The organism is Nostoc sp. KVJ3, assembly GCF_026127265.1.
Lineage (GTDB): Bacteria > Cyanobacteriota > Cyanobacteriia > Cyanobacteriales > Nostocaceae > Nostoc.
The window spans coordinates 180,546-199,475 of the sequence record NZ_WWFG01000001.1 but is presented as its reverse complement, the minus strand read 5'-3'; the positions used below and the strand labels follow the sequence as shown (position 1 = coordinate 199,475).

Here is an 18,930-nt window from a genome sequence, read left to right as displayed (position 1 = left end):
TAAGATGAGGTGTTGGTTGTTTTTATTGCTTGGCGCGAGTCTCACAACTTAACAAGACTTGAACTAAAAAAATTACTACTATGTCTTCTGGTTCCTCTGGTCGTTATCAAAGCAGACTATTTAACTTTGTCCACCAGCAATCTCGGCGGGTGACACAACAGTGGGAACACACCTTCCGGCATTTGCAAGTTGCCACTAAGTGGGGTGTGGAGGTATTACTTTACCCAGTGTATCTACTGTTTCAGTCATCGGAATCATCTGGCAAAACGCTACAGACTCAAGAACCACAAACTAGACTAAAGTTACAACCAAATGATACCGATTCTCCACCCGAAATTCCAAATGTTGATAGTCCTATTCAACAAGTACTAGAGACAGTCAAATATCTGTTGTCAGATGAAAGCGTCTCTACTCCAGCAAAAACATCTAAACTCTTCAATTCATTGGCTTTGTTAGGAGTTTTTCGGCTGAAATTCGTTGATAATAAGGCTAATCTTACTCAATCGTCAAATGTTGCAGAAAATCAAGCCTTAAGTCTCAATAATTCAGAGTTAGATAATCCTCTTAAACAGCATCTTTTAGGAGTGCGGGGAATTGCCACAAATTTGATGAATCGTTGTTTAGTACTTGTGACTGTTGACAATGAAATTTTAGATATTTTGACACCACAGCAGCAAGCAAAATTAGAAGATAGAATTATTAACGAAGTTGCTAATTACTGGCAAGATTGGCGGTTGACGATTGCTAATAAAGAAACTGATTTATTACCACAAATTGACCGTTTATTAGCAAAATTAACTGATGGAAACCCAGCTAAAATTCCAGCTTTAGCCGAGGGAATACCAAAAAACTTGCTTAAGACAGATAGATTATTAGAATTTATAGATATAGCCGTTGCTAAGTTAGAGTCAAATGCTTTAGTACCTGTGCAAGAACGTAGCCAAGAAATTGTTCAAGTTGCCCAAACTCAGTTAGACATCTTGATTTATGGTAAAGAGAAATTAGCTGCTAGCGGAGGAATTGCAACCACTCCTAATGGTTTAGAAACTCATACACTGAATCTTCAGGCTTTGATTGAGGCGGCGCTTAATTACTTTTTTGGTGTTGGTAGTAGAAAATCACTTGAGCCAACAACTAGTGATGAGCCATTGCCAGGTAAACTATTCTCATCACCCTTAAAAAAAGCCTTATCTAAAAGCCCTCTGTTAGATAACCAGGATTTAGATATCGATCCTTGGTTAACGTGGGGTGATTTATTTGGGGAAACCGAAACTATTACTGAGAAGTCAGCTACAGTTTCTCAATTGAAAAATCCTGCTTTAGCCTCAACTTTATCAGTAGGAAACTTTTCCCAAAAGAATTTGACTGGACAACAACCTAAAATCGGATCTGGTTTGGTGCGAAGGCAACAACTAACTACTAATCTTGCCTCAAATCAAAAAAAATCTGGAAAAATCGCCTCTACCCAACAAACGCAAGCCCAGATTTCCCAAAGTAAAAGCAAGAATCGGAAAGGGGAAATTTTGCAACAGCAATTTCAGCAAAGTAGTCAAGTTGAGGCACAGCCAGACTGGATAGAAACTAAAGTAATTTCAACGGGTTACGAGAAGCACCCTTTAGAGCAAATTCTGGAATGGCTTGATTATATTATGCTTTGGCTAGAAGAGAGATTTGTCAGGATTTTTCAGTCGTTACGACAGCTATGGCAGGGGAAATAATTCGTAATAATTGACTTTAACGAGGATTACTAATTACGAGTTATTTAATATCTCGGCTACGCTCGATGATAAAATTTGATGAATCAACATCTAAATCATAATTATGACTAAAAATATTTTAAATAAATGTCCTGTTTGCGATTGTGAAAGTATCCATATTCGTTCATTATCTCAACAGAATATTATGAGCGAATTAGAAGATTATTTTGCTGAAAAGCCTCCAGAAAAAATTGAAATAATAGACTATGAGATCCAGCAATGTAAAAATTGCTCGCTTGAATATTCTTTCCCTCTCGAAGCTGGTAGCCAGTCATTTTACCAATGGGTTACTACTAGAGCAGGTTATTATCCGACATCTAGATGGGAATGGTTTGCTGTAATTGAACAAATAGATAAACGAGAAAGACAAAATTCAATATCTATCTTAGATGTAGGCTGTGGAGGAGGTAATTTTCTTGAAATTGCTAAAAAACTTTCAAATACTCGCATCGTTGGCTTAGATACAACTCCAGAATCTGTTCAGCAATGTCAGACAAGAGGATTTGAAGTTTACTGTGAAACAATTGAGAGTTTTTCCAATAAATTTTCTAGTGAAAAATTTAACTATATATTATCTTTTCATTGCTTAGAACATATTAGCCAACCAAAGCAATTTATTGAATCAATGCTTTCTGTCCTTAAACCGATGGGTAGTATATTTATCAGCACTCCTTATTCACCTATGTCAGTTGAATCAGACTGGTTTGATATATTAAATCATCCACCACATCATCTGTTGCGTTGGAATAAAAAATCTTACGAAGAACTAGCAGATCAACTAGGCTGTGAGATAAAATTTTATATGCCACAGGCAAATTCTGTTATGGCCAGAACAGCAAACAATTTTAGTTTATCTAAATTTGGGAAAAATCAAACAGTCTCTAAGTTTAAATTATTCCAAGAGATAATAAAAAATCCTACTTTGTTTTTGAACATATTCTTTGATCAATTAAAGCGCGATCGAGTTAATAAAACTATTGCAGCAGATATTGTATTAGTAGAATTAAAGCTATTTTGATTTGGAGAACTTAATTGCGTGGTGTGCGAAGCGCAAGCGAGTGTAATAGGTAGGGAATAGGGAGTAGGCAAGGTTAGCATTGATTAGAGTGAAGTATTCCTGAAACTGAGTAGTAATGTCTTTGCTATCTATCCTGGGTGCAAAAGATACTTTAGTTTTGCTTTTCTTGTTCTCAAAGGAAAGTTGGCATTACTCGAACCTTGTACCTAGAACCCGACGTTGCATATTAGGTAAGTCCTCTTGTCAATAGGATTTGAGATACGCTAATCCTGGTAAGAGGTAAAATAGATGTGCGCCAAGTCCCTATCCACTAACTCCAGAACGGGAGCAACGCGAAAAAGTTAGATCCTCGTAAAATAGGCAGGGGGAGCAGAGGGAGTAAAGAGGCATTTTTAGTATTTTTACTACCGAAACAGACTGCTTCTACACTTATTTTCTTTCTCTTCCCCTGCCTCCTCTGCCTACCCTGCTTACCCATCTCACAAAATCGCATTGCTCCCCTCCAGAATCCACCATGAATCAAAAAACCTATCAACTTCCTCTAACCTTTGAGCAAATTCTTAATCTTGTCCGACAATTACCAGCACAAGAACAAGAAGAACTCATTCAAGAAATAAAGAGAACTTCTCCAAACAATAAAGATGAAGATTTACTTAGTGTTTTTGACAGAATCGGCAGAAATGCTCAAGCCAAAGGACTAACCGAAGAAATGCTAGAAGAATTACTCGCCGATGAATCATAAACTAATTGTCATTGACACAAATGTTTTACTTAGTGCTGTCCTGAGTCCTGATGGAACAGCCCGTAAAGCCCTAGATAAAATCTATAAAGAATTCTTTATTGCTCAAAGCGATGAAACTTATCAAGAATTAAAGACACGAATTTACAAACGTAAGTTCGATAAATATATCTCAGATGAAGAACGGCAAGATTTTTTGGGTGTAGTTAAAAAATACAGTAAATTTATAGAAATAAAATCTTAAGTAAACACCTGTAGAGATCCAGACGACAACAAATTTTTAGAACTTGCTAAAGATTCCAACGCCGAATTTCTGCTCACAGGAGATCAAGACCTTTTATCACTCAAGATCCTAGCCGAATATCAAAACCAGATCGTTACTCCCAGAGACTTTATTGACCTTGGTTAATTCACGGGAAAAATTGTACTTATTCAGCCAAAATACTTATTTTTTAGGATAAAATTAAACATACGCAATATTGTAATTCTTATAAAATTGCAACACCCTGCACTTTAGGAGTACAGGGTGTAATAAGGATGAATCAGCTATATTTTTTGTGATTCCCCATTTGTGCCTATTGAAATTAAAGCCAATCTCGGTAAGCTGATATTTCATTTACGCTGATTTCAAACGGCATCCCTTTGCCAAATGGCGGATAAACGCGGATTTTGCCATTGCTAGCAAACCGTTCTAACCTATTACCTAACTGGGCAATATTGCTGACTATATGCCAGTAAGATACTATGTCAGGGCAGTCAACAATTAATGTTAGGATGGTGGCATTTGTTGTGAGATACCACTGACAATTAGACAACAAAACTCGCGTAATGCGATCGCAAGCTAGAAAAAAGCATCTACCAGTAGACTGTTCTAGCTCCATTTGCAGCATTCCGTCCTGTTTCGTTACCTCAGCAGGAGGTAAATCATCAGGAGGAAGCTGGTATAGTTTAGAAGACATAATTTCGCACCTCTTGGTTGTAGCGCGTCAAACTCTCCAGGTTTTTTTGCATATCCGCAGACGAGGGTTTGAGGGCTAGGGTACTTAAATTTAATTCGTCCTGAAATTTCTTGATTTTGTCTCGACAAGTCTCCACATCACCAATGATTGAGTTTTCAATCAAATAATCTTCGTCGAAACAAATGTTTGTGCGGTCAAATGGTTTTTGGTTGGGATTCGCACTATTCTGCAATATTTGAGCCGAATTAGCTTTCATTTTCTGACTAAATTGGCGGATGAAAGGCAATGCCTCACTCACTGCTTCATCAAATGTTTTGCCAACATAAAAAAAGCGTGCCAGCACGAAGTTTTCTGCACCACTAGAATTTAAGGCTCGATATTTAGCAACAGTATCCTTCAATCTTGGTAGGGAGAATGGCGGCCCACCCATTAAGCTGAAGGAATGTTTAGCAGCAAGTTCGATACCATCATCGCCGCCAGTGGCAACATACACCGGAATTTGACTCTGCAATGGTTTGGGATAAATGGTTAAGCGATCGCATTGATAATACTTACCATTAAATGATACATCAGTTTCATATAACAGCTTTTGAATTAGTGCGATCGCTTCTAGCATTTTGGGACGGGCTTCACTGGGGAGTGTCGCAAAATGCTTGTTTTGTTGGGGAAAGGGGCCGCCTTTGGCAACTCCAAATAATAATCGTCCATTGCACAGGTTATCCAGAGTGGCGATATCTTCTGCCACCCGAATCGGGTTATGGAATGGCAGTAACACCGCCGCCGTGCCCAACTGGATACTTGAAGTCATTCCCGCCAAGTGTGCCATTAACAGCAACATAGACGGGCTGAGATTGGATTCACTAAAATGATGCTCACTCACCCATGCTGACTGAAAACCTAAGCTTTCTGCCTGTTTTACCAGCGCGACTTGCTCAAACATGGCACGACGGGCATCTTGGTGATAATTATCGTAATTGCAGAAAATTCCAGTTTTCATTACTTGCGTTAATACTTTGTGCTGGCTATTCTAGTGGTCAATAAGTTCGTAGTAAGCACTTTAGTGCTTAAATATTTGAAGATATTTGAGGACTAAAGTCCTCACTACAAACACATTTTACTTCTCTCAAATAATCCATAAATGACTAATTTGCAACTAACTGCAACTCCAACCATAGGCGTGGATTATTATGTTTGACCGTCGACATCGGATCGCGCAATAATCGTTTGGCATTCATGCAGACTACCTGCACTAGACCCATATTCCCTGCTACTTCTCTGAGTATTTCTTTGTGGGCTTGCACATAGGAAATCATTTCGGCAGAGCAATAAATTCCTATATACTGCAAGCGTCTAGCAGGTCGTCCCCAAAAACAGGTGATGACTTTCACATGACACCCATCTAGTAATTCCCCAACTTTTGGGTAGTAGTGGTTGAGGACTCTTGTGAATTCTTTGGCTAAGATATCTTCAGCAATCATTGGAACTGATATTTCTGTAGCGTCCATCACGCTATTTAATATAACATAATTTTATCAATTAAAGATGAAAAAATACCTTATAAGGCTTAAATAAAATATTAAATATTACAGAAAAAAGAGGCATACCTTATTTGGTATTACCTCCGATTTGCGTAAAGCATCTTTATATTGAATCAAACATCAAAGTATTGGTTTCAGTACCTGTTGTAAAGATGAGATATTCCCAAATACTCTGACATCAAAAATCATGAATTCAAATAAAATGTATTTAATCAGCACATTTCAATCTTGAATTCTAAATGTTGAATTTTTAATTATTATCGAGCATTGCGTTCACAAACTAAGACCTCTGCTATGATATCGGGTACATTTACAAAGTCCGTAAATCCTTCAGAACCACGGATTGGCGATATAAATGTATAGTTTGGATCGCATGCTCCAGTGTCATATACTTGAATAAACCATCTATCGGGAAAGCCTTCTACACCTAATTCCACGGTGTACCAACTCTCGCCAATTAGACGAGAGTTAAAGATTGTGAACCACTCCCGATTCTCTTCTGAAATATTCCAATCTGCCATGAGCAGTTCTAAAGCTATTTGCCCCGCATCCGTTGAAGTCAACAGCATTTTTACTCCTTATTTGCGGTTTCAGTATTTGCAACTTCAGTATTGGGAACTTCAGGGTATAAACCCAATTCTTTAGCTAACTCACGCGCCACAAAAAATAAAAATTTTGCACCATCTTGATTGCCTTCATGGGCAAACATAGTTGCGACTTGTAACATTGTTTCTACGAAACCAGAATCAATCAATTCTGGCTTAGATTCCAAAATTTGTGGTTCTTGACCATTAGGGCATCTGAGTAATTCATCAATCAGGTTGAAATACAATTGCTGGCGTTGTTCTGACATGGTAATTTTGTTGATTGTAGTGAGTAAATTGTGAATTGATTACTGTTCGATACTTTGATGCCAAAGTCTTTCCAACATTTCAACTTGTTCTTTTAAAACAGCCGCACGATGCACAAGGTATCTGTCATAAAAGAGAATTCCTAACCCAACACAAATAGGGGTTAACAAGAAGAACCATTGTAAGATAGCGGCAAATTTATATTGTTCAGCAACAGTCAGCATTTGATGAATCACATTACGGTCAGAGGATTGGATGCTAGTCTGAGGGGAATGTGTAACCTCTGTCTGGGGAGCCAAGGCGGGAGCATCTTGAGTAGTCTTGTTAACTTCGTAGGCTAAATTCTGGGATTTTACTAAATCCAGATGTCGCTCCCAAACTATGCCAAATACTACTAGCTCTGGAGAAAGCACTGCTAAAGTAACTACGAAAACTGTAAGAACATTTAAAAGTTTTGCTTTCATCTTGGCTCTCCCTTGCTAGGTAGTATGCACCCAGTAAGAAAATATCTTTTGCTGTCTATATCAAACAGTTTTGATATTAAAATATGTGTAAACGGTAATTTTCAGAATAATTAGTTGTCAGTTACTTTTCTAATTACTACTGACTACTGACCACCGAAAATTTACCAACATTTTCACAAAATGTAGGATTATTCAATCAGAAAGAACGCACTTAGATCCTAGAATCTGGTTTCATCTTGCTCTCAAAAGGGAGATTAAGAAGTCCCCCCTAGTTCACTCAGCTTTCGCTCAGGAATGTTGGGGGGTAGAGGGGAATCTCTGCGTAAATCCTATACGATTTATATCAGCCGCCCTCCACAAAACAGTTTACCCCAGTCTTGTTAAGATTATTAAATTCATTAGAATAGTACTCAACGTCTGTAATCATTGCCTGATAAGTCTTATAAAAATTTATTGGGGTATGGGTGCTAGTGTTTTTGAGATGGGGTTCTAGTATTTTTGAAGTGGGGTTCTGGTGTTTTTGTACTCAACCTAAAAGCAATATAGGCAATGTTTTAGAACGGTTTTAGATGCAAGTTTTGGTAGATAAAATCTGCACTCAAAATAAAATATCGATGTCTCTTGATAAAGATAAATGAATAAATTTAGAAAATCAATTAAATGTTTTGAAAGTAAATTAAATTTCCATAACAAATAGAAAAGGATGATAAAAATTATTCATATATACAGAATTATAAAAATTGATCTTAGCCTAAGAGACGATAGTCAGCAATTCCAAATGGTAAAATACAAAGATGGCAAGCTAGACATCTTCTCAAGTGAGAATCAATGAGAGTGTCTGGTAAAAGTTCTTCCTAAACTTTCGTATTTTGTGGTTAAGTTAGAATACATAGTATATGCACTCATTAACACTAAACTACAAATTAAATACACAAAAGCTTATTGTTACAAGTAAATACTCTGTACTAAGATTTAGAATTTTAGGAGTTAAATAATGCGGATTGCTCAAGACATAACAGAACTAATCGGACGAACTCCTTTAGTTCAACTAAACAAGATTCCTCAAGCTGAGGGAGTAGTAGCAAGGATAGTTGTCAAATTAGAAGGGATGAACCCAGCCGCTTCGGTGAAAGACCGCATTGGGTTGAGTATGGTACTTTCAGCAGAAGCGGCTGGCTCAATTTCTCCTGGAAAGACGATTTTAGTTGAACCTACTTCAGGTAATACAGGAATTGCTCTAGCGATGGTAGCAGCAGCGCGTGGCTACCGTTTGATTTTGACCATGCCTGAGACGATGAGCCAAGAAAGACGCGCTATGCTGAGAGCTTATGGCGCAGCTTTAGAGTTGACACCAGGCGCGGAAGGAATGCGGGGAGCGATTCGCAAAGCTGAGGAAATTGTGGCTAATACTCCTAATGCTTTTATGCTGCAACAGTTCCGCAACCCTGCTAATCCGAAAGTTCACCAAGAAACTACCGCCGAAGAAATTTGGACGGATACAGATGGTGAAGTGGATATCGTCATTGCTGGGGTAGGGACTGGTGGGACGATTACTGGGATTGCAGAGGTACTTAAACAGCGCAAGAAGACTTTTAAGGCGATCGCAGTTGAACCCAGCAATAGCCCTGTTCTCTCCGGTGGTGAAGCCGGGCCACATAAGATTCAGGGTATTGGTGCAGGATTTATCCCCGATGTTCTGCGCTTGGAATTGGTTGATGAAGTAATTCGAGTCAGTGATGAACAAGCGATCGCTTATGGGCGACGTTTGGCAAAAGAAGAAGGCTTATTATCTGGGATATCCTCTGGTGCAGCTTTGTGTGCTGCAATTCAAGTCGGTAAACGTCCAGAAAATGCCGGACGTTTAATTGTGATGATTCAGCCTTCCTTTGGCGAACGTTATCTCAGTACACCAATGTTTCAGGATTTGTCTTTAGAAACTGCTGGCGTGCGTTAAGGATAGAGACGTAGCAGTGCTACGTCTCTACATTTTTCACGGTATCTCTAAAACCTCTCTCTAAATCTCTCTCCTAAAAGGAGAGAGACTTTGAATTTTCCCCCTTCCCGCATCCGGGGTTAGGGGGTTAGGTTTTTCATCGATTTTTGCACACGATCTGAATTGTCAGCTATGTCTAATGCTTACAGCCGCCTTTCTTATGGTGTTGATGGCTATGATCTTTACCGTGGGAACAGTTTTGCAAATCTTGCTTCAGAAGCTTGTCGCTGATTTCTTGCAAGGATTCATCTACAGCTTGTAAGCCAATCCAAGCATCAATCTTTTGGACATCAAATCCTACCTCACGCTGTTCGCCTACTTCTAATAAAGGACGGCGAATTAACAGTGGTTCTTTCAACATCAACGCCAAGGCGGTTTGTTCATCCACCTTTTCAGGAACCACCTCACCAGATTTTACCTTGGGGGCGGAAAGATTAAACCATTCGGCTACGGGGCGATCGCCAAAAAATGAACGCAACCTTTCAACTGTCCAAGGTTCTGTGAGCATATTTTGTGGTATCACCTCATGACCGGCAGCTGTTAGCAAAACTTTTTGCTTAACTCCACCTTTACAGCCTGGTTTGCTATAGAAAATTACCTTTGCCATTCAACTATCTCCTAATTATTCTTTAGCGCTAAAGCGCTAACTACGAACTGATGAAATCAAAAATTCCTCGCTTTATGGCTAACTGAGTCAAACTCAAACCTCTCATTTGGATCGGTTTCGCCATAAATATTAAAAGTCACAGTTGGTTCATCACCCACTGCTTCTACACTGTGAATTGCATCGGGAGTAAAGCTAATAATGTCTCCTGGGAAGAGAGTTAATTCTCCCGTTGCTTCGATTTTGTCCTGAAATTCTGGGCTATTGGTGCGTCGCCAAAAAGTATTTTTTTCTTGGCCTTTTAACACCGCCACGATTCCCCATGTCCCATGATTATGAATGTTTGAACGGGTTCCTGGTGCAAATGTTACTGTTTGCACAGTCAACGGAAAACCTAATTCATCATATAGGAGTAAAACAGAGCTTCCCGTTTTGGGTGAAGCCTCTAAATGTTGACTTTGCACCCAGTAGGAATTTACCATCAAGCGTCTTACAAGCATCCGAATTTCTGGTAGACAATTGGTTTCCTTGTCACTGCCATTGAGAACATCTTCCACCTCAGTTAAAAACCGATAAAGGCGGTAATTTTCTCTCAATAAATCCCAGGCTCTTACAGATTTACATTCTTGATGCTGACCGTCCCCTGTTAGCAGCCAATCCCTACCTTTCATAACTTTTAAATTGATAGCGGAGAAGATTGAATCACAATGATCGGTGAGACATTAGGAATGTTACCTACAGGAAGTTTAGTAGGTATGTTAATAGGAGGGATGATAGAGTTACTATCAGTACTTGCTCCTAATAAAGAATAGGATTTAGTAGATAACCAATTGTTCATGATTTCACCTTGACTTTTCATTGCTGACTAATTAATCATCTTCTTCTGGCGGACGTGTCAAAATATCTAGCAGAATCCCAGAACCAAAATCATTCTTTTCGTCTATCTGCTTGACTCTGGTGCTGATTTCTTTGGCTTGCTCAATTTCTCCTAACTTTGCTAGCACTAATCCAGAAGCAGCATAAGCATTTAAGTACAATCGAATTTGTGGGTCTTCTTTGCGATTGACTAATATCGGCTGAAGTTGCTCCCAGTCATCGGGGAATTGTTCTAGTTCTTTAATTTTATCTAATAATTTGATTGTTGTTTGTAATGCAAGAGAATAATTGTTTTTATAATAGAAAAATCTATATGCTGCTACCAATACATCTGTATTTTCACCAGTTTGGGCTAAAGCTTGTTGAATATATTTTTCGGATTCTGATGTATTTTCCCAGTTTTGTGCAGCGAGAATTAATAAATGTTTGATGTCCTCTGGAACCTGGAACCATGAGAATTTGTTTGTATCGACTTGCATAATTAACTCCTGAATGGAGATAAGGAGGATCGGGGATATGAGGCAATACGGTTCGGTTAAAGCAAGAGAGATGATAAATCGCCATCAAGACGAAAGATTGATCATTGTAGAGACGGCGATTTATCGCGTCTTTGCTTTGCCCAATGCCCAATTTAAAACAAAGTAAGAACGTACACCAAGGTGAATAAAACAATCCAAATAATGTCTACGAAGTGCCAGTAAATCTCTGTCATTTCGATGAAAGTATGATTGGTTGCAGAATATTCACCGGGGAGACGCGATCGCCACAATGCGCGTAATATCAATAACAGTCCCACAAAAACGTGCAAACCGTGGAACCCGGTCATGATATAAAAGCAGTTGGCGAAGACGTTGGTAGTCAAACCATACCCTAAAGTTGAGTACTCATAAACCTGACCACCCAAGAAAATTGCCCCCATGATTGCAGTAATTGCATACCACAGTTGCATTCCCTTGACGTTATTCTTTTTAATCGCCGTATCACCGAAGTGAATCACGAAACTACTAGACACCAGAATAATGGTGTTAATTGTCGGTACAAGTAGTTCTACTTCACTGCCTTCTGGAGGCCAAACGGGTGTAATACCTCGGAAAAATAGATAAGTGGCAAAAAATCCCCCAAACATCAGAGATTCAGAGGCAAGGAATGTCAACAATCCCCAAACTCTTAAATCTGGATGTTCTTCGTGTCCTGCACTGTGATCTTTGCTTGTCGTAGCTATGGTCATGTTGTTTACCCTCAAAGGTGAAGCGTCGGGCAATTCAATTCTTCACAGTCCTGATTTGTTTGTGGGATGGGTGTCTCACCCGTCCAAGATTAAGGCAGAATGCCCAAGCCCACAAGAGTTATTTCTTAACCAAGTAGCGCCGTGTGCAACTTTCTTTCAAACCTAACCCCCAGACCCTTAAGAGCTAGCGTTGGGGAGCAAGAATCAAAGCCTCTTGACCTTTCACACAAGTTATCGAATCACTACCAGTCCTCGAATTAGCCCACCCTAACCCTCCCCTTATAAAGGGGAGGGAACAAGAATCTCTTGTTTCCCCCCTTTACAAGGGGGGATTAAGGGGGGTAATTTGACTTGTGTGTACACCGTAGCTTCTAGGGGAGAGAATAACTTGCACATCACGTTAAGTACAGCATTTCATTAATTCGTAGCGAATTAAATTTGGCAATACCTGACATTGTGAATGTATCGGCTTGCATTGTTAATGTATCGGCTTGCATTGTTAATGCATCGGCTTACATTGTTAATGCGTCGGCTTGCATTGTTAATGCATTAGCTTGCATTGTGAATGCATTGGTCTGCATTGTTAATGCATTGGCTTGCATTGTGAATGCATCGGCTTACATTAAAAACGCTACGCTTTCACTAAGCACTAGCTTCTGGTGTTGCAGATGGCTGTACTTCAGTACTATGACCGTGACCGTAGTCATAAGGGCCATGAGTCACAACCGGCAACACTTCCCAGTTTTCAATTGCAGGTGGTGAGCTAGTTGTCCATTCTAAAGTCAAAGCTTGCCAAGGATTATCACCTGCCAAAGGCCCTTGCAACCAACTGTAGATTATGTTGATGGCAAAAGGAATTACCGATATCCCCAAAACAATTGAGCCAAAGGTACAAATTTGATTGAGGTCGATAAATTGAGGGTCATACATTGCCACCCGTCTAGGCATTCCTTTTAAACCCAACTCGTGCATCGGTAAAAAGGTAAGATTTGTACCGATGAAGGTGAGAGCAAAGTGAATACGTGCCAAGCTTTCATTCAACATTCGTCCGGTCATTTTGGGGAACCAGTGATAAATACCGGCATAAATGCCAAACACGGAACCGCCAAACAGAACGTAATGAAAATGTCCGACAACATAATATGTGTCGTGAACGTGAACATCAAAAGGCGCTGTTCCCATCGTCACACCACTTAAGCCGCCCATGACGAACATCGACAACAAACCAATGGCGAAAAGCATCGCACCAGTGAAGCGAATTTTACCACCCCAAAGGGTAGCAACCCAGGCAAAAATCTTTACGCCAGTGGGAACTGCAACGATGAGAGTGGAGATGGTGAAGAACATCCGCATCCAACCGGGTGTACCACTGGTAAACATGTGGTGTACCCAAACGAACAAACCCACAACGCAGATGGCTACACTAGAATAAGCGATCGCTTTATAACCAAAAATTGGCTTACGGGCGTGAACTGGAATTACCTCCGACATGATGCCGAAGATGGGCAGAATCATTAAATATACTGCCGGGTGAGAATAAAACCAGAATAAGTGTTGATAAATTACAACGTTACCGCCTGCATCTGGTTTAAAGAAGGAGGTGCCAAAGTTGAGGTCAAATAACAGCAGAACTAAACCGGCTGCTAATACAGGTGTAGAGAGTAGCGCCAGCAAGGAAGTTGCCAAGATTGCCCAGCAGAATAAGGGTACTTGATCCCATTTCATGCTCGGAACCTTCATCATCAAAATGGTGATCACAAAGTTCAGCGAACCCAAAATTGAGGAAGTTCCTACCAAAACGATCGCCAGTATCCACATAGTTTGAGCGATTGGCGCTGTCACCAAACTCAAAGGTGGGTAAGCTGTCCAACCAGATTGCGAACCGCCAAAAATGAAACTACCTAATATAAGCGCACCGGCTGGTGGGTTTAACCAAAAGGCGATCGCATTCAGTTTCGGGAAAGCCATATCCCTAGCACCAACCATCAACGGCACTAAATAGTTACCAAATCCGCCAATAGCGCTAGGGACAATCCACAGGAAGATCATAATCGTCCCGTGATTGGTCATGAAAGCGTTATAGAGATTGGGGTCGAGTACATCTGATTCTGGTGTTGCTAATTCCACCCGCAGAGCGATCGCCATCAGTCCGCCGATGAGATAGAAGACAAACGCCGTCACCAGGTATTGAATACCAATAACCTTGTGGTCAACATTAAATGTAAAATAATCTTGCCATTTCCACGCCTTCGGATGCGAAGTGTGGCCAGCCACCATTTCCGGTTTATTTCCTTCTGGTGGATTATTTCGTGGAAATTCTACCTGCGTCATATTTTTGTCCCTTGTCGTTTGTCATTTGTCATTTGTCCTTTGTCTTTTTGTCCTTTGTCATTTGTCCTTTGTCTTTTTGTCCTTTGTCATTTGTCCGTTGTCATTTGTCAGTTACCAATAACTAATGACCAATGACCAATGACTAATGACCAATGACTAATGACCAATGACTACTGACTCTAGAGTTGCTGCACTGATTCCCATATCATGGGTGTGGGGCGCGAGAAACTCTGATGTTGATAAGTCGGCTGGATTAACCCTTCGGGTTCGCGAGTTCCCCATCGCCGGAAACCGCCAAGACGGGGACTCGCTCACTGCAACGACTTGATTGGGGTTTTGCTGTTGAGCAATCTGGTTTTCTGTCCGCCAGCTATTATATTCTTCCGGTGTGTGGACAATTACCTCTGTCCGCATTGAACCGTGATAACCACCACACAATTCAGCACAAACTACGGGATATGTACCTGGTTTGGTGGCGACAAATCGTAGTTCGGTCGGGATACCGGGAAGTGCATCTTGTTTCAAGCGGAAGTTTGGAACCCAAAATGAATGAATTACATCTTGTGCTGAAAGGTTAAGTTGAACATCAGCACCGACGGGTATATGCAATTCCCCAGAGGTAATGCCACTATCGGGGTAGTTAAATATCCAGGCATACTGTATGCCTTTGACATCAACAACTAAATCGGCTGGTTTGTTTAGGGTTTGAGGAGACGCGCCAATCCCAATTGTCGGGGTAACTGTTGCTTCAGAATTATCGCTGAGTGTAGCAGCAAGAGCAGTTCCCGGCATACTAGCAACATGAGCTGCTGAATGAGGATGACCAGCAGGTTCAAAACCGCCCATTTGGTTAAAAACATCTACACTGTAGATGCCCAAACAGAGGACAATCACCGTTGGAATTGCTGTCCAAAAGATTTCTAAGGGAACGTTACCTTCCACTCGCACGCCATCGGTATCATCACCCTTGCGGCGACGAAACTGAATCAAAAAAAGTACAATGGTTCCTTCTACCACCAAGAAGAGTGCGATCGCAATGGTAAACATGACGTTGAAAAAACCGTCTACCAAAGGCGCTTGTAGCGATGCCTGCACCGGCATAAGAGTGTGGTTTTGACCGATCCAAATGCTGATTGCTGTAACTACTATCCCAGCAACCAGAGTCCATAGTGAAACAGGAATTTGTTGCATATATGCTACCTGCTTTGTAAACCGTCTTTAGAGATGTTATTTTCTGGGAATAGGGAATTGGGCATTGGGAATTGGGAATTCTTATCTATTCCCCATTCCCCATTCTCTATTCCCCATTTCCTTTTCACTTATTAAATTTCTAACGTGCAGCCATAAAAAAAGGGGGAAACTTCCAGATTTTTTTCATATCTTTCCCCCAAACAAATATAAATTATATTTCAACTCATACCACAAAGTTAGCCCACTGCTTTCATAAAAGCTAGTTGTTCCAAGAGGGCACTGTTTACCTAATATTGATTAGGCTATATTAGCAGCAAGTTTAAATTTGTTAATAGCTAACATTTTGCGATTTACGGATTTGTTTACTGTGAACCTTTTATCGGTTACGGTAAATATTTAATATTCCCCTCAAGTTACCTTGCCTAGCGCATTTGCGCTTTATACAAACAGTACCTCCTTGAATGAACAACAATTTTGACTAACTCCAAAAACCTTAATTATTTACTGCAACGTGGGTGTAGCAATTCTTGGGACAAATCCGTGAACATGCTTCACAACCAATACAGTTTTCTGGAGAAGTAACTGCCATTACTTTCCGTTCAATTTCTTCATCGTCTTCGTCTTCTACAAATTCGCCTTCTTCGTTGAGTGCCTTCAAACCTAGCACATTGTACCCGCATACTTTAACGCATCTGCCGCAGCCGATACATTTATCCTTGTTAATTTCTTGAGCAAATTTTGGTGTCCAAGTCTTGCCGCCAAATGTCAAACCTGTTAGTTGCGCCATGAATAAATCCTCGGCAATTTTGCCTGTCAATCTGTTTGTGCATTAATCATCATATTATCCTAATCTTTTATTATTTTGTATTCAAAACTTACTTTTATCTCATCGTAATTCGATGCCTTTGAACACAATGTAAATTGTTTCTTATTTCATAAAATAGATGCAAATTATTGCTAATAATAATTATGAATATTTAAGCTAAACTTGTTCTTACGCTCTGCATGGCAACACATTTATAGAGGCTCTGACTCAATATCTGACTGGAGACAGCAGCCCCTAATCACTTGAAACTGTATCTAGAAGAGTGATGATATTATTTTTCAAATATTTTTAGCTTTAAGCAATTGAATTTAGACGAATAGTATACATATATACAAAAAGAAATGTTCATTAATTACATTTTGATATATGCATTATGTATTTTATAAAGCAACAAATTGCAATATAATTTGATTTAACTATTTAGATAAATGATGACAAAATAAACATTGCTTTTCGATTTAAATAAATATAATGAATTTATGAAGCAAACATAATGAGTTTACGAAGGAACTGTAATTTTCATGGCAGAATCAGAGCGTGCATTAAATATTAAAATTATTAATAAATTCAGATGATATCCAATTACAGCAGACTTGAATTATGTTCTAAAAACACCTTGTAGTCAAAGCTAAAATGTTCATTAAATACGTAATTAAATAAATGTTAAGATATTTTTCTAAGCTCGATACGAACAAATTAATTATTTTTTTCATGAAATGTATAGTTAATAAAGAAGTTTTATCAGGCTCAGTTTAAAAGCCTTAAATAGCTTCCGATTGGATGTGAAGTCAAAATATGGATGTGGGGAGTGAATGTGGCGAGAAAAGATTATTTTCGCCAGAAAGATTATGTGGTAGCGAGTCATGAATAGACAGGACTCATCCAGGGGAGAACTGAGACAGACATCTCAACGATTAGAGTGGGAAAAGAGCCTTATGCCTTATACAATTCCTAACAACAGTTGCGTTGGATGTGACAACTGCCGCCCCCAATGTCCTACGGGTGCAATCAGAATAGAGGACAATGAATATTGGATTGATCCTGGTCTTTGTAATAATTGTGAGGGCTATTATTCTAAACCACAATGTGTAATAGCTTGTCCAACTAAGTCTCCCATTCTTTGGCAGGCGAAAAAGGGGAGATGCAAAGTTGAACCGAGAGATGCTAGCAGTTTAGACTTGTTTTCTAACGGCAAGAATAATCCATTTGCTTCTGCGATCGCAATTTGGGAAGCTTGTAATGTACTAGCACAACGCACATCCCTACATTGGGAAACCGATGAAGATGGTTACATCAGTTACAGCCGACAAGTTAATCAAGGTAAGGGTGCGATCGCATTTCACATCCAAGATCCATTCAAAGTTAACGACAAAGCCACAGATATAGCAGCAATTGAAGGGCTTGACATTAGAGCCGCTTGCATACATCTGATTTTTGCAGGTTATGCTACAGCTTTAGATCAACCTTGGGAGCAAGAATTTGCGATCGATGAGCGCCAAATCGAGAAATATTTGGGGATGGAGAAACGCAAAGACTTAAGCAAAGCTGCCAAGCTAGCTTTAATGAAAAATCTTGTTCAGCAAGCTTGCTCCCTGATTATCTCCATTGACTGGCCACAACAAGGTCGAATTAACGGATTCTCTGTTACAAACAGCCGCTTATGGCACTTAGTAGATATTCAGCACCACTTTCAAGAAGACAATCTTGGATGCAAATATCTGATTGGGCTAACTTTTAAAGTCAAAGCAGGCGCATGGGCGCAATATTTCTTAAACAAACAAGCGTGTAAAGAGCGAACCGCATTCTATCAATACGGTAGTCTCCCTAAAACACTACTAACCACAGTTATGAGCATTTGGCAGCAACATGAAGGCGCAGTCCGGTTAATGCTGTGGTTGCTGTTTAAAACCAAAATGGGCAAAGAACAACGCATCACTATTCCTACCTTGCTGCGTATCGCTTACGGCGAGGAAAAAGTTGCCCTTGCATCCAGACAACGCGAAGAACGCAAACGTCTACTGCGAACCTTTGAAAGCGATTTAGAAATTCTCAATCACTATGGAATGAAGCCACTTTTCGATCCAGTTACTTACCCAGCAGAAATTCAACCTTTGTGGGCGAAGTTAATCGATCTTCCCGAAGATCCAGATGAAGCATTAGAATTTTGGACTAACGACGGTGGTGCTGAAACTCGCCTCACAGACACAGGCCCCCGTGGTAAGTGGAATCTGCTCATGAATGCGCGGATTTTAGCTTTTGAACTCCCACCAGAATGGGAACAGCAAATTTCCGAATCAGAAAAAAAGCAACGGCGAACTGCTAAAGCCAAAAAAAAGCCCAAAGCTACAAACGATTTACTGGGCGAACAGATTTTGCAAGCGCGAAAAAATTTGAATCTTTCCCAAAGAGAATTAGCAAAACTCACAGGTAAAAGCCAAAGCTGGATTCGAGATATCGAAAATGGTCGTTTAAAAGCCAAATTAGAAGACCAAATACTGTTAAGAAAAGTGCTGAATATTGGTCAATCTTGATTTTGGATTTAGAATTTGGGATCT

At 39.9% G+C, this 18,930-nt stretch carries 18 protein-coding genes and 1 pseudogene; 6 read left to right on the top strand and 13 right to left on the bottom strand.

Annotated elements, in window-relative coordinates; all coding sequences use genetic code 11:
* Positions 1–80 precede the first annotated feature (80 nt).
* The 4 genes and pseudogenes from GTQ43_RS00860 to GTQ43_RS00845 all read left to right on the top strand — a co-directional run bounded on the left by GTQ43_RS00860 (position 81) and on the right by GTQ43_RS00845 (position 3,923).
* On the top strand, positions 81–1,718 hold the full coding sequence (locus GTQ43_RS00860; RefSeq protein WP_265269860.1) for a hypothetical protein: 1,638 nt from the start codon (positions 81–83) through the stop codon (positions 1,716–1,718).
* A gap of 103 nt (positions 1,719–1,821) precedes the next feature.
* On the top strand, positions 1,822–2,775 hold the full coding sequence (locus tag GTQ43_RS00855; protein ID WP_265269858.1) for a class I SAM-dependent methyltransferase: 954 nt from the start codon (positions 1,822–1,824) through the stop codon (positions 2,773–2,775).
* Positions 2,776–3,289: 514 nt separating this feature from the next.
* Positions 3,290–3,517: a hypothetical protein gene (locus GTQ43_RS00850; RefSeq protein WP_265269856.1), complete on the top strand. Its 228-nt coding sequence runs from the start codon at positions 3,290–3,292 to the stop codon at positions 3,515–3,517.
* Positions 3,507–3,923, top strand: a pseudogene (locus tag GTQ43_RS00845) (putative toxin-antitoxin system toxin component, PIN family). The gene GTQ43_RS00850 and the pseudogene GTQ43_RS00845 overlap by 11 nt, the downstream one beginning before the upstream one ends.
* Before the next feature lie 175 nt (positions 3,924–4,098).
* On the opposite strand, the gene GTQ43_RS00840 reads toward GTQ43_RS00845, so the two are convergent.
* From GTQ43_RS00840 to GTQ43_RS00815, 6 genes are all read right to left on the bottom strand, one after another.
* Positions 4,099–4,473: a hypothetical protein gene (locus tag GTQ43_RS00840; protein ID WP_265269854.1), complete on the bottom strand. Its 375-nt coding sequence runs from the start codon at positions 4,471–4,473 to the stop codon at positions 4,099–4,101.
* Positions 4,463–5,470, bottom strand: a complete 1,008-nt coding sequence (locus GTQ43_RS00835; protein ID WP_265269852.1) for an LLM class flavin-dependent oxidoreductase — start codon at positions 5,468–5,470, stop codon at positions 4,463–4,465. The genes GTQ43_RS00840 and GTQ43_RS00835 overlap by 11 nt, the downstream gene beginning before the upstream one ends.
* A 145-nt stretch (positions 5,471–5,615) precedes the next feature.
* Positions 5,616–5,978, bottom strand: coding sequence for a hypothetical protein (locus tag GTQ43_RS00830; protein ID WP_265269849.1), 363 nt, complete (start codon positions 5,976–5,978; stop codon positions 5,616–5,618).
* Between the two features lie 290 nt (positions 5,979–6,268).
* A complete protein-coding gene (locus tag GTQ43_RS00825; protein ID WP_012407155.1) occupies positions 6,269–6,580 on the bottom strand; it encodes a hypothetical protein in 312 nt (103 codons plus the stop codon).
* Positions 6,581–6,582: 2 nt separating this feature from the next.
* Positions 6,583–6,864: a hypothetical protein gene (locus GTQ43_RS00820; protein ID WP_265269846.1), complete on the bottom strand. Its 282-nt coding sequence runs from the start codon at positions 6,862–6,864 to the stop codon at positions 6,583–6,585.
* Positions 6,865–6,903: 39 nt separating this feature from the next.
* Complete coding sequence (locus tag GTQ43_RS00815) at positions 6,904–7,326, bottom strand: hypothetical protein (protein ID WP_265269844.1); 423 nt, start codon at positions 7,324–7,326, stop codon at positions 6,904–6,906.
* 994 nt (positions 7,327–8,320) lie between these two features.
* On the opposite strand from GTQ43_RS00815, the gene cysK reads away from it, so the two are divergent.
* Positions 8,321–9,280, top strand: coding sequence for a cysteine synthase A (cysK, locus tag GTQ43_RS00810; RefSeq protein WP_265269843.1), 960 nt, complete (start codon positions 8,321–8,323; stop codon positions 9,278–9,280).
* 175 nt (positions 9,281–9,455) lie between these two features.
* Here cysK and GTQ43_RS00805 read toward each other — a convergent pair whose 3' ends face one another.
* The 7 genes from GTQ43_RS00805 to fdxB all read right to left on the bottom strand — a co-directional run bounded on the left by GTQ43_RS00805 (position 9,456) and on the right by fdxB (position 16,336).
* A complete protein-coding gene (locus GTQ43_RS00805) occupies positions 9,456–9,926 on the bottom strand; it encodes an ArsC/Spx/MgsR family protein (RefSeq protein ID WP_265269841.1) in 471 nt (156 codons plus the stop codon).
* A 56-nt stretch (positions 9,927–9,982) separates the two neighbouring features.
* Complete coding sequence (locus GTQ43_RS00800; protein ID WP_265269840.1) at positions 9,983–10,594, bottom strand: cupin; 612 nt, start codon at positions 10,592–10,594, stop codon at positions 9,983–9,985.
* 198 nt (positions 10,595–10,792) lie between these two features.
* The gene (locus GTQ43_RS00795; RefSeq protein ID WP_265269838.1) at positions 10,793–11,278 is read right to left on the bottom strand and encodes a hypothetical protein; all 486 of its coding nucleotides are present in this window, start codon (positions 11,276–11,278) and stop codon (positions 10,793–10,795) included.
* Positions 11,279–11,430: 152 nt separating this feature from the next.
* Entirely contained in the window at positions 11,431–12,027 is a 597-nt protein-coding gene (locus tag GTQ43_RS00790; RefSeq protein ID WP_265269837.1) for a heme-copper oxidase subunit III, read from the bottom strand.
* Between the two features lie 642 nt (positions 12,028–12,669).
* Complete coding sequence (gene ctaD, locus GTQ43_RS00785) at positions 12,670–14,358, bottom strand: cytochrome c oxidase subunit I (RefSeq protein ID WP_265269836.1); 1,689 nt, start codon at positions 14,356–14,358, stop codon at positions 12,670–12,672.
* Between the two features lie 156 nt (positions 14,359–14,514).
* A complete protein-coding gene (locus GTQ43_RS00780; RefSeq protein WP_265269835.1) occupies positions 14,515–15,549 on the bottom strand; it encodes a cytochrome c oxidase subunit II in 1,035 nt (344 codons plus the stop codon).
* Positions 15,550–16,042: 493 nt separating this feature from the next.
* The gene (gene fdxB / locus GTQ43_RS00775; protein ID WP_265269834.1) at positions 16,043–16,336 is read right to left on the bottom strand and encodes a ferredoxin III, nif-specific; all 294 of its coding nucleotides are present in this window, start codon (positions 16,334–16,336) and stop codon (positions 16,043–16,045) included.
* Between the two features lie 974 nt (positions 16,337–17,310).
* Here fdxB and GTQ43_RS00770 point away from each other — a divergent pair.
* Positions 17,311–18,906 (top strand): helix-turn-helix domain-containing protein, encoded by a 1,596-nt coding sequence (locus tag GTQ43_RS00770; RefSeq protein ID WP_265269833.1) that lies wholly within the window; start codon positions 17,311–17,313, stop codon positions 18,904–18,906.
* Positions 18,907–18,930: the final 24 nt, after the last annotated feature.

Coding starts and splice junctions, on each gene's coding strand:
- GTQ43_RS00860 (WP_265269860.1), top strand. CDS start 81: ATGTCTTCTGGTTCCTCTGGTCGTTATCAAAGCAGACTATTTAACTTT.
- GTQ43_RS00855 (WP_265269858.1), top strand. CDS start 1,822: ATGACTAAAAATATTTTAAATAAATGTCCTGTTTGCGATTGTGAAAGT.
- GTQ43_RS00850 (WP_265269856.1), top strand. CDS start 3,290: ATGAATCAAAAAACCTATCAACTTCCTCTAACCTTTGAGCAAATTCTT.
- GTQ43_RS00840 (WP_265269854.1), bottom strand. CDS start 4,473: ATGTCTTCTAAACTATACCAGCTTCCTCCTGATGATTTACCTCCTGCT.
- GTQ43_RS00835 (WP_265269852.1), bottom strand. CDS start 5,470: ATGAAAACTGGAATTTTCTGCAATTACGATAATTATCACCAAGATGCC.
- GTQ43_RS00830 (WP_265269849.1), bottom strand. CDS start 5,978: ATGGACGCTACAGAAATATCAGTTCCAATGATTGCTGAAGATATCTTA.
- GTQ43_RS00825 (WP_012407155.1), bottom strand. CDS start 6,580: ATGCTGTTGACTTCAACGGATGCGGGGCAAATAGCTTTAGAACTGCTC.
- GTQ43_RS00820 (WP_265269846.1), bottom strand. CDS start 6,864: ATGTCAGAACAACGCCAGCAATTGTATTTCAACCTGATTGATGAATTA.
- GTQ43_RS00815 (WP_265269844.1), bottom strand. CDS start 7,326: ATGAAAGCAAAACTTTTAAATGTTCTTACAGTTTTCGTAGTTACTTTA.
- cysK (WP_265269843.1), top strand. CDS start 8,321: ATGCGGATTGCTCAAGACATAACAGAACTAATCGGACGAACTCCTTTA.
- GTQ43_RS00805 (WP_265269841.1), bottom strand. CDS start 9,926: ATGGCAAAGGTAATTTTCTATAGCAAACCAGGCTGTAAAGGTGGAGTT.
- GTQ43_RS00800 (WP_265269840.1), bottom strand. CDS start 10,594: ATGAAAGGTAGGGATTGGCTGCTAACAGGGGACGGTCAGCATCAAGAA.
- GTQ43_RS00795 (WP_265269838.1), bottom strand. CDS start 11,278: ATGCAAGTCGATACAAACAAATTCTCATGGTTCCAGGTTCCAGAGGAC.
- GTQ43_RS00790 (WP_265269837.1), bottom strand. CDS start 12,027: ATGACCATAGCTACGACAAGCAAAGATCACAGTGCAGGACACGAAGAA.
- ctaD (WP_265269836.1), bottom strand. CDS start 14,358: ATGACGCAGGTAGAATTTCCACGAAATAATCCACCAGAAGGAAATAAA.
- GTQ43_RS00780 (WP_265269835.1), bottom strand. CDS start 15,549: ATGCAACAAATTCCTGTTTCACTATGGACTCTGGTTGCTGGGATAGTA.
- fdxB (WP_265269834.1), bottom strand. CDS start 16,336: ATGGCGCAACTAACAGGTTTGACATTTGGCGGCAAGACTTGGACACCA.
- GTQ43_RS00770 (WP_265269833.1), top strand. CDS start 17,311: ATGCCTTATACAATTCCTAACAACAGTTGCGTTGGATGTGACAACTGC.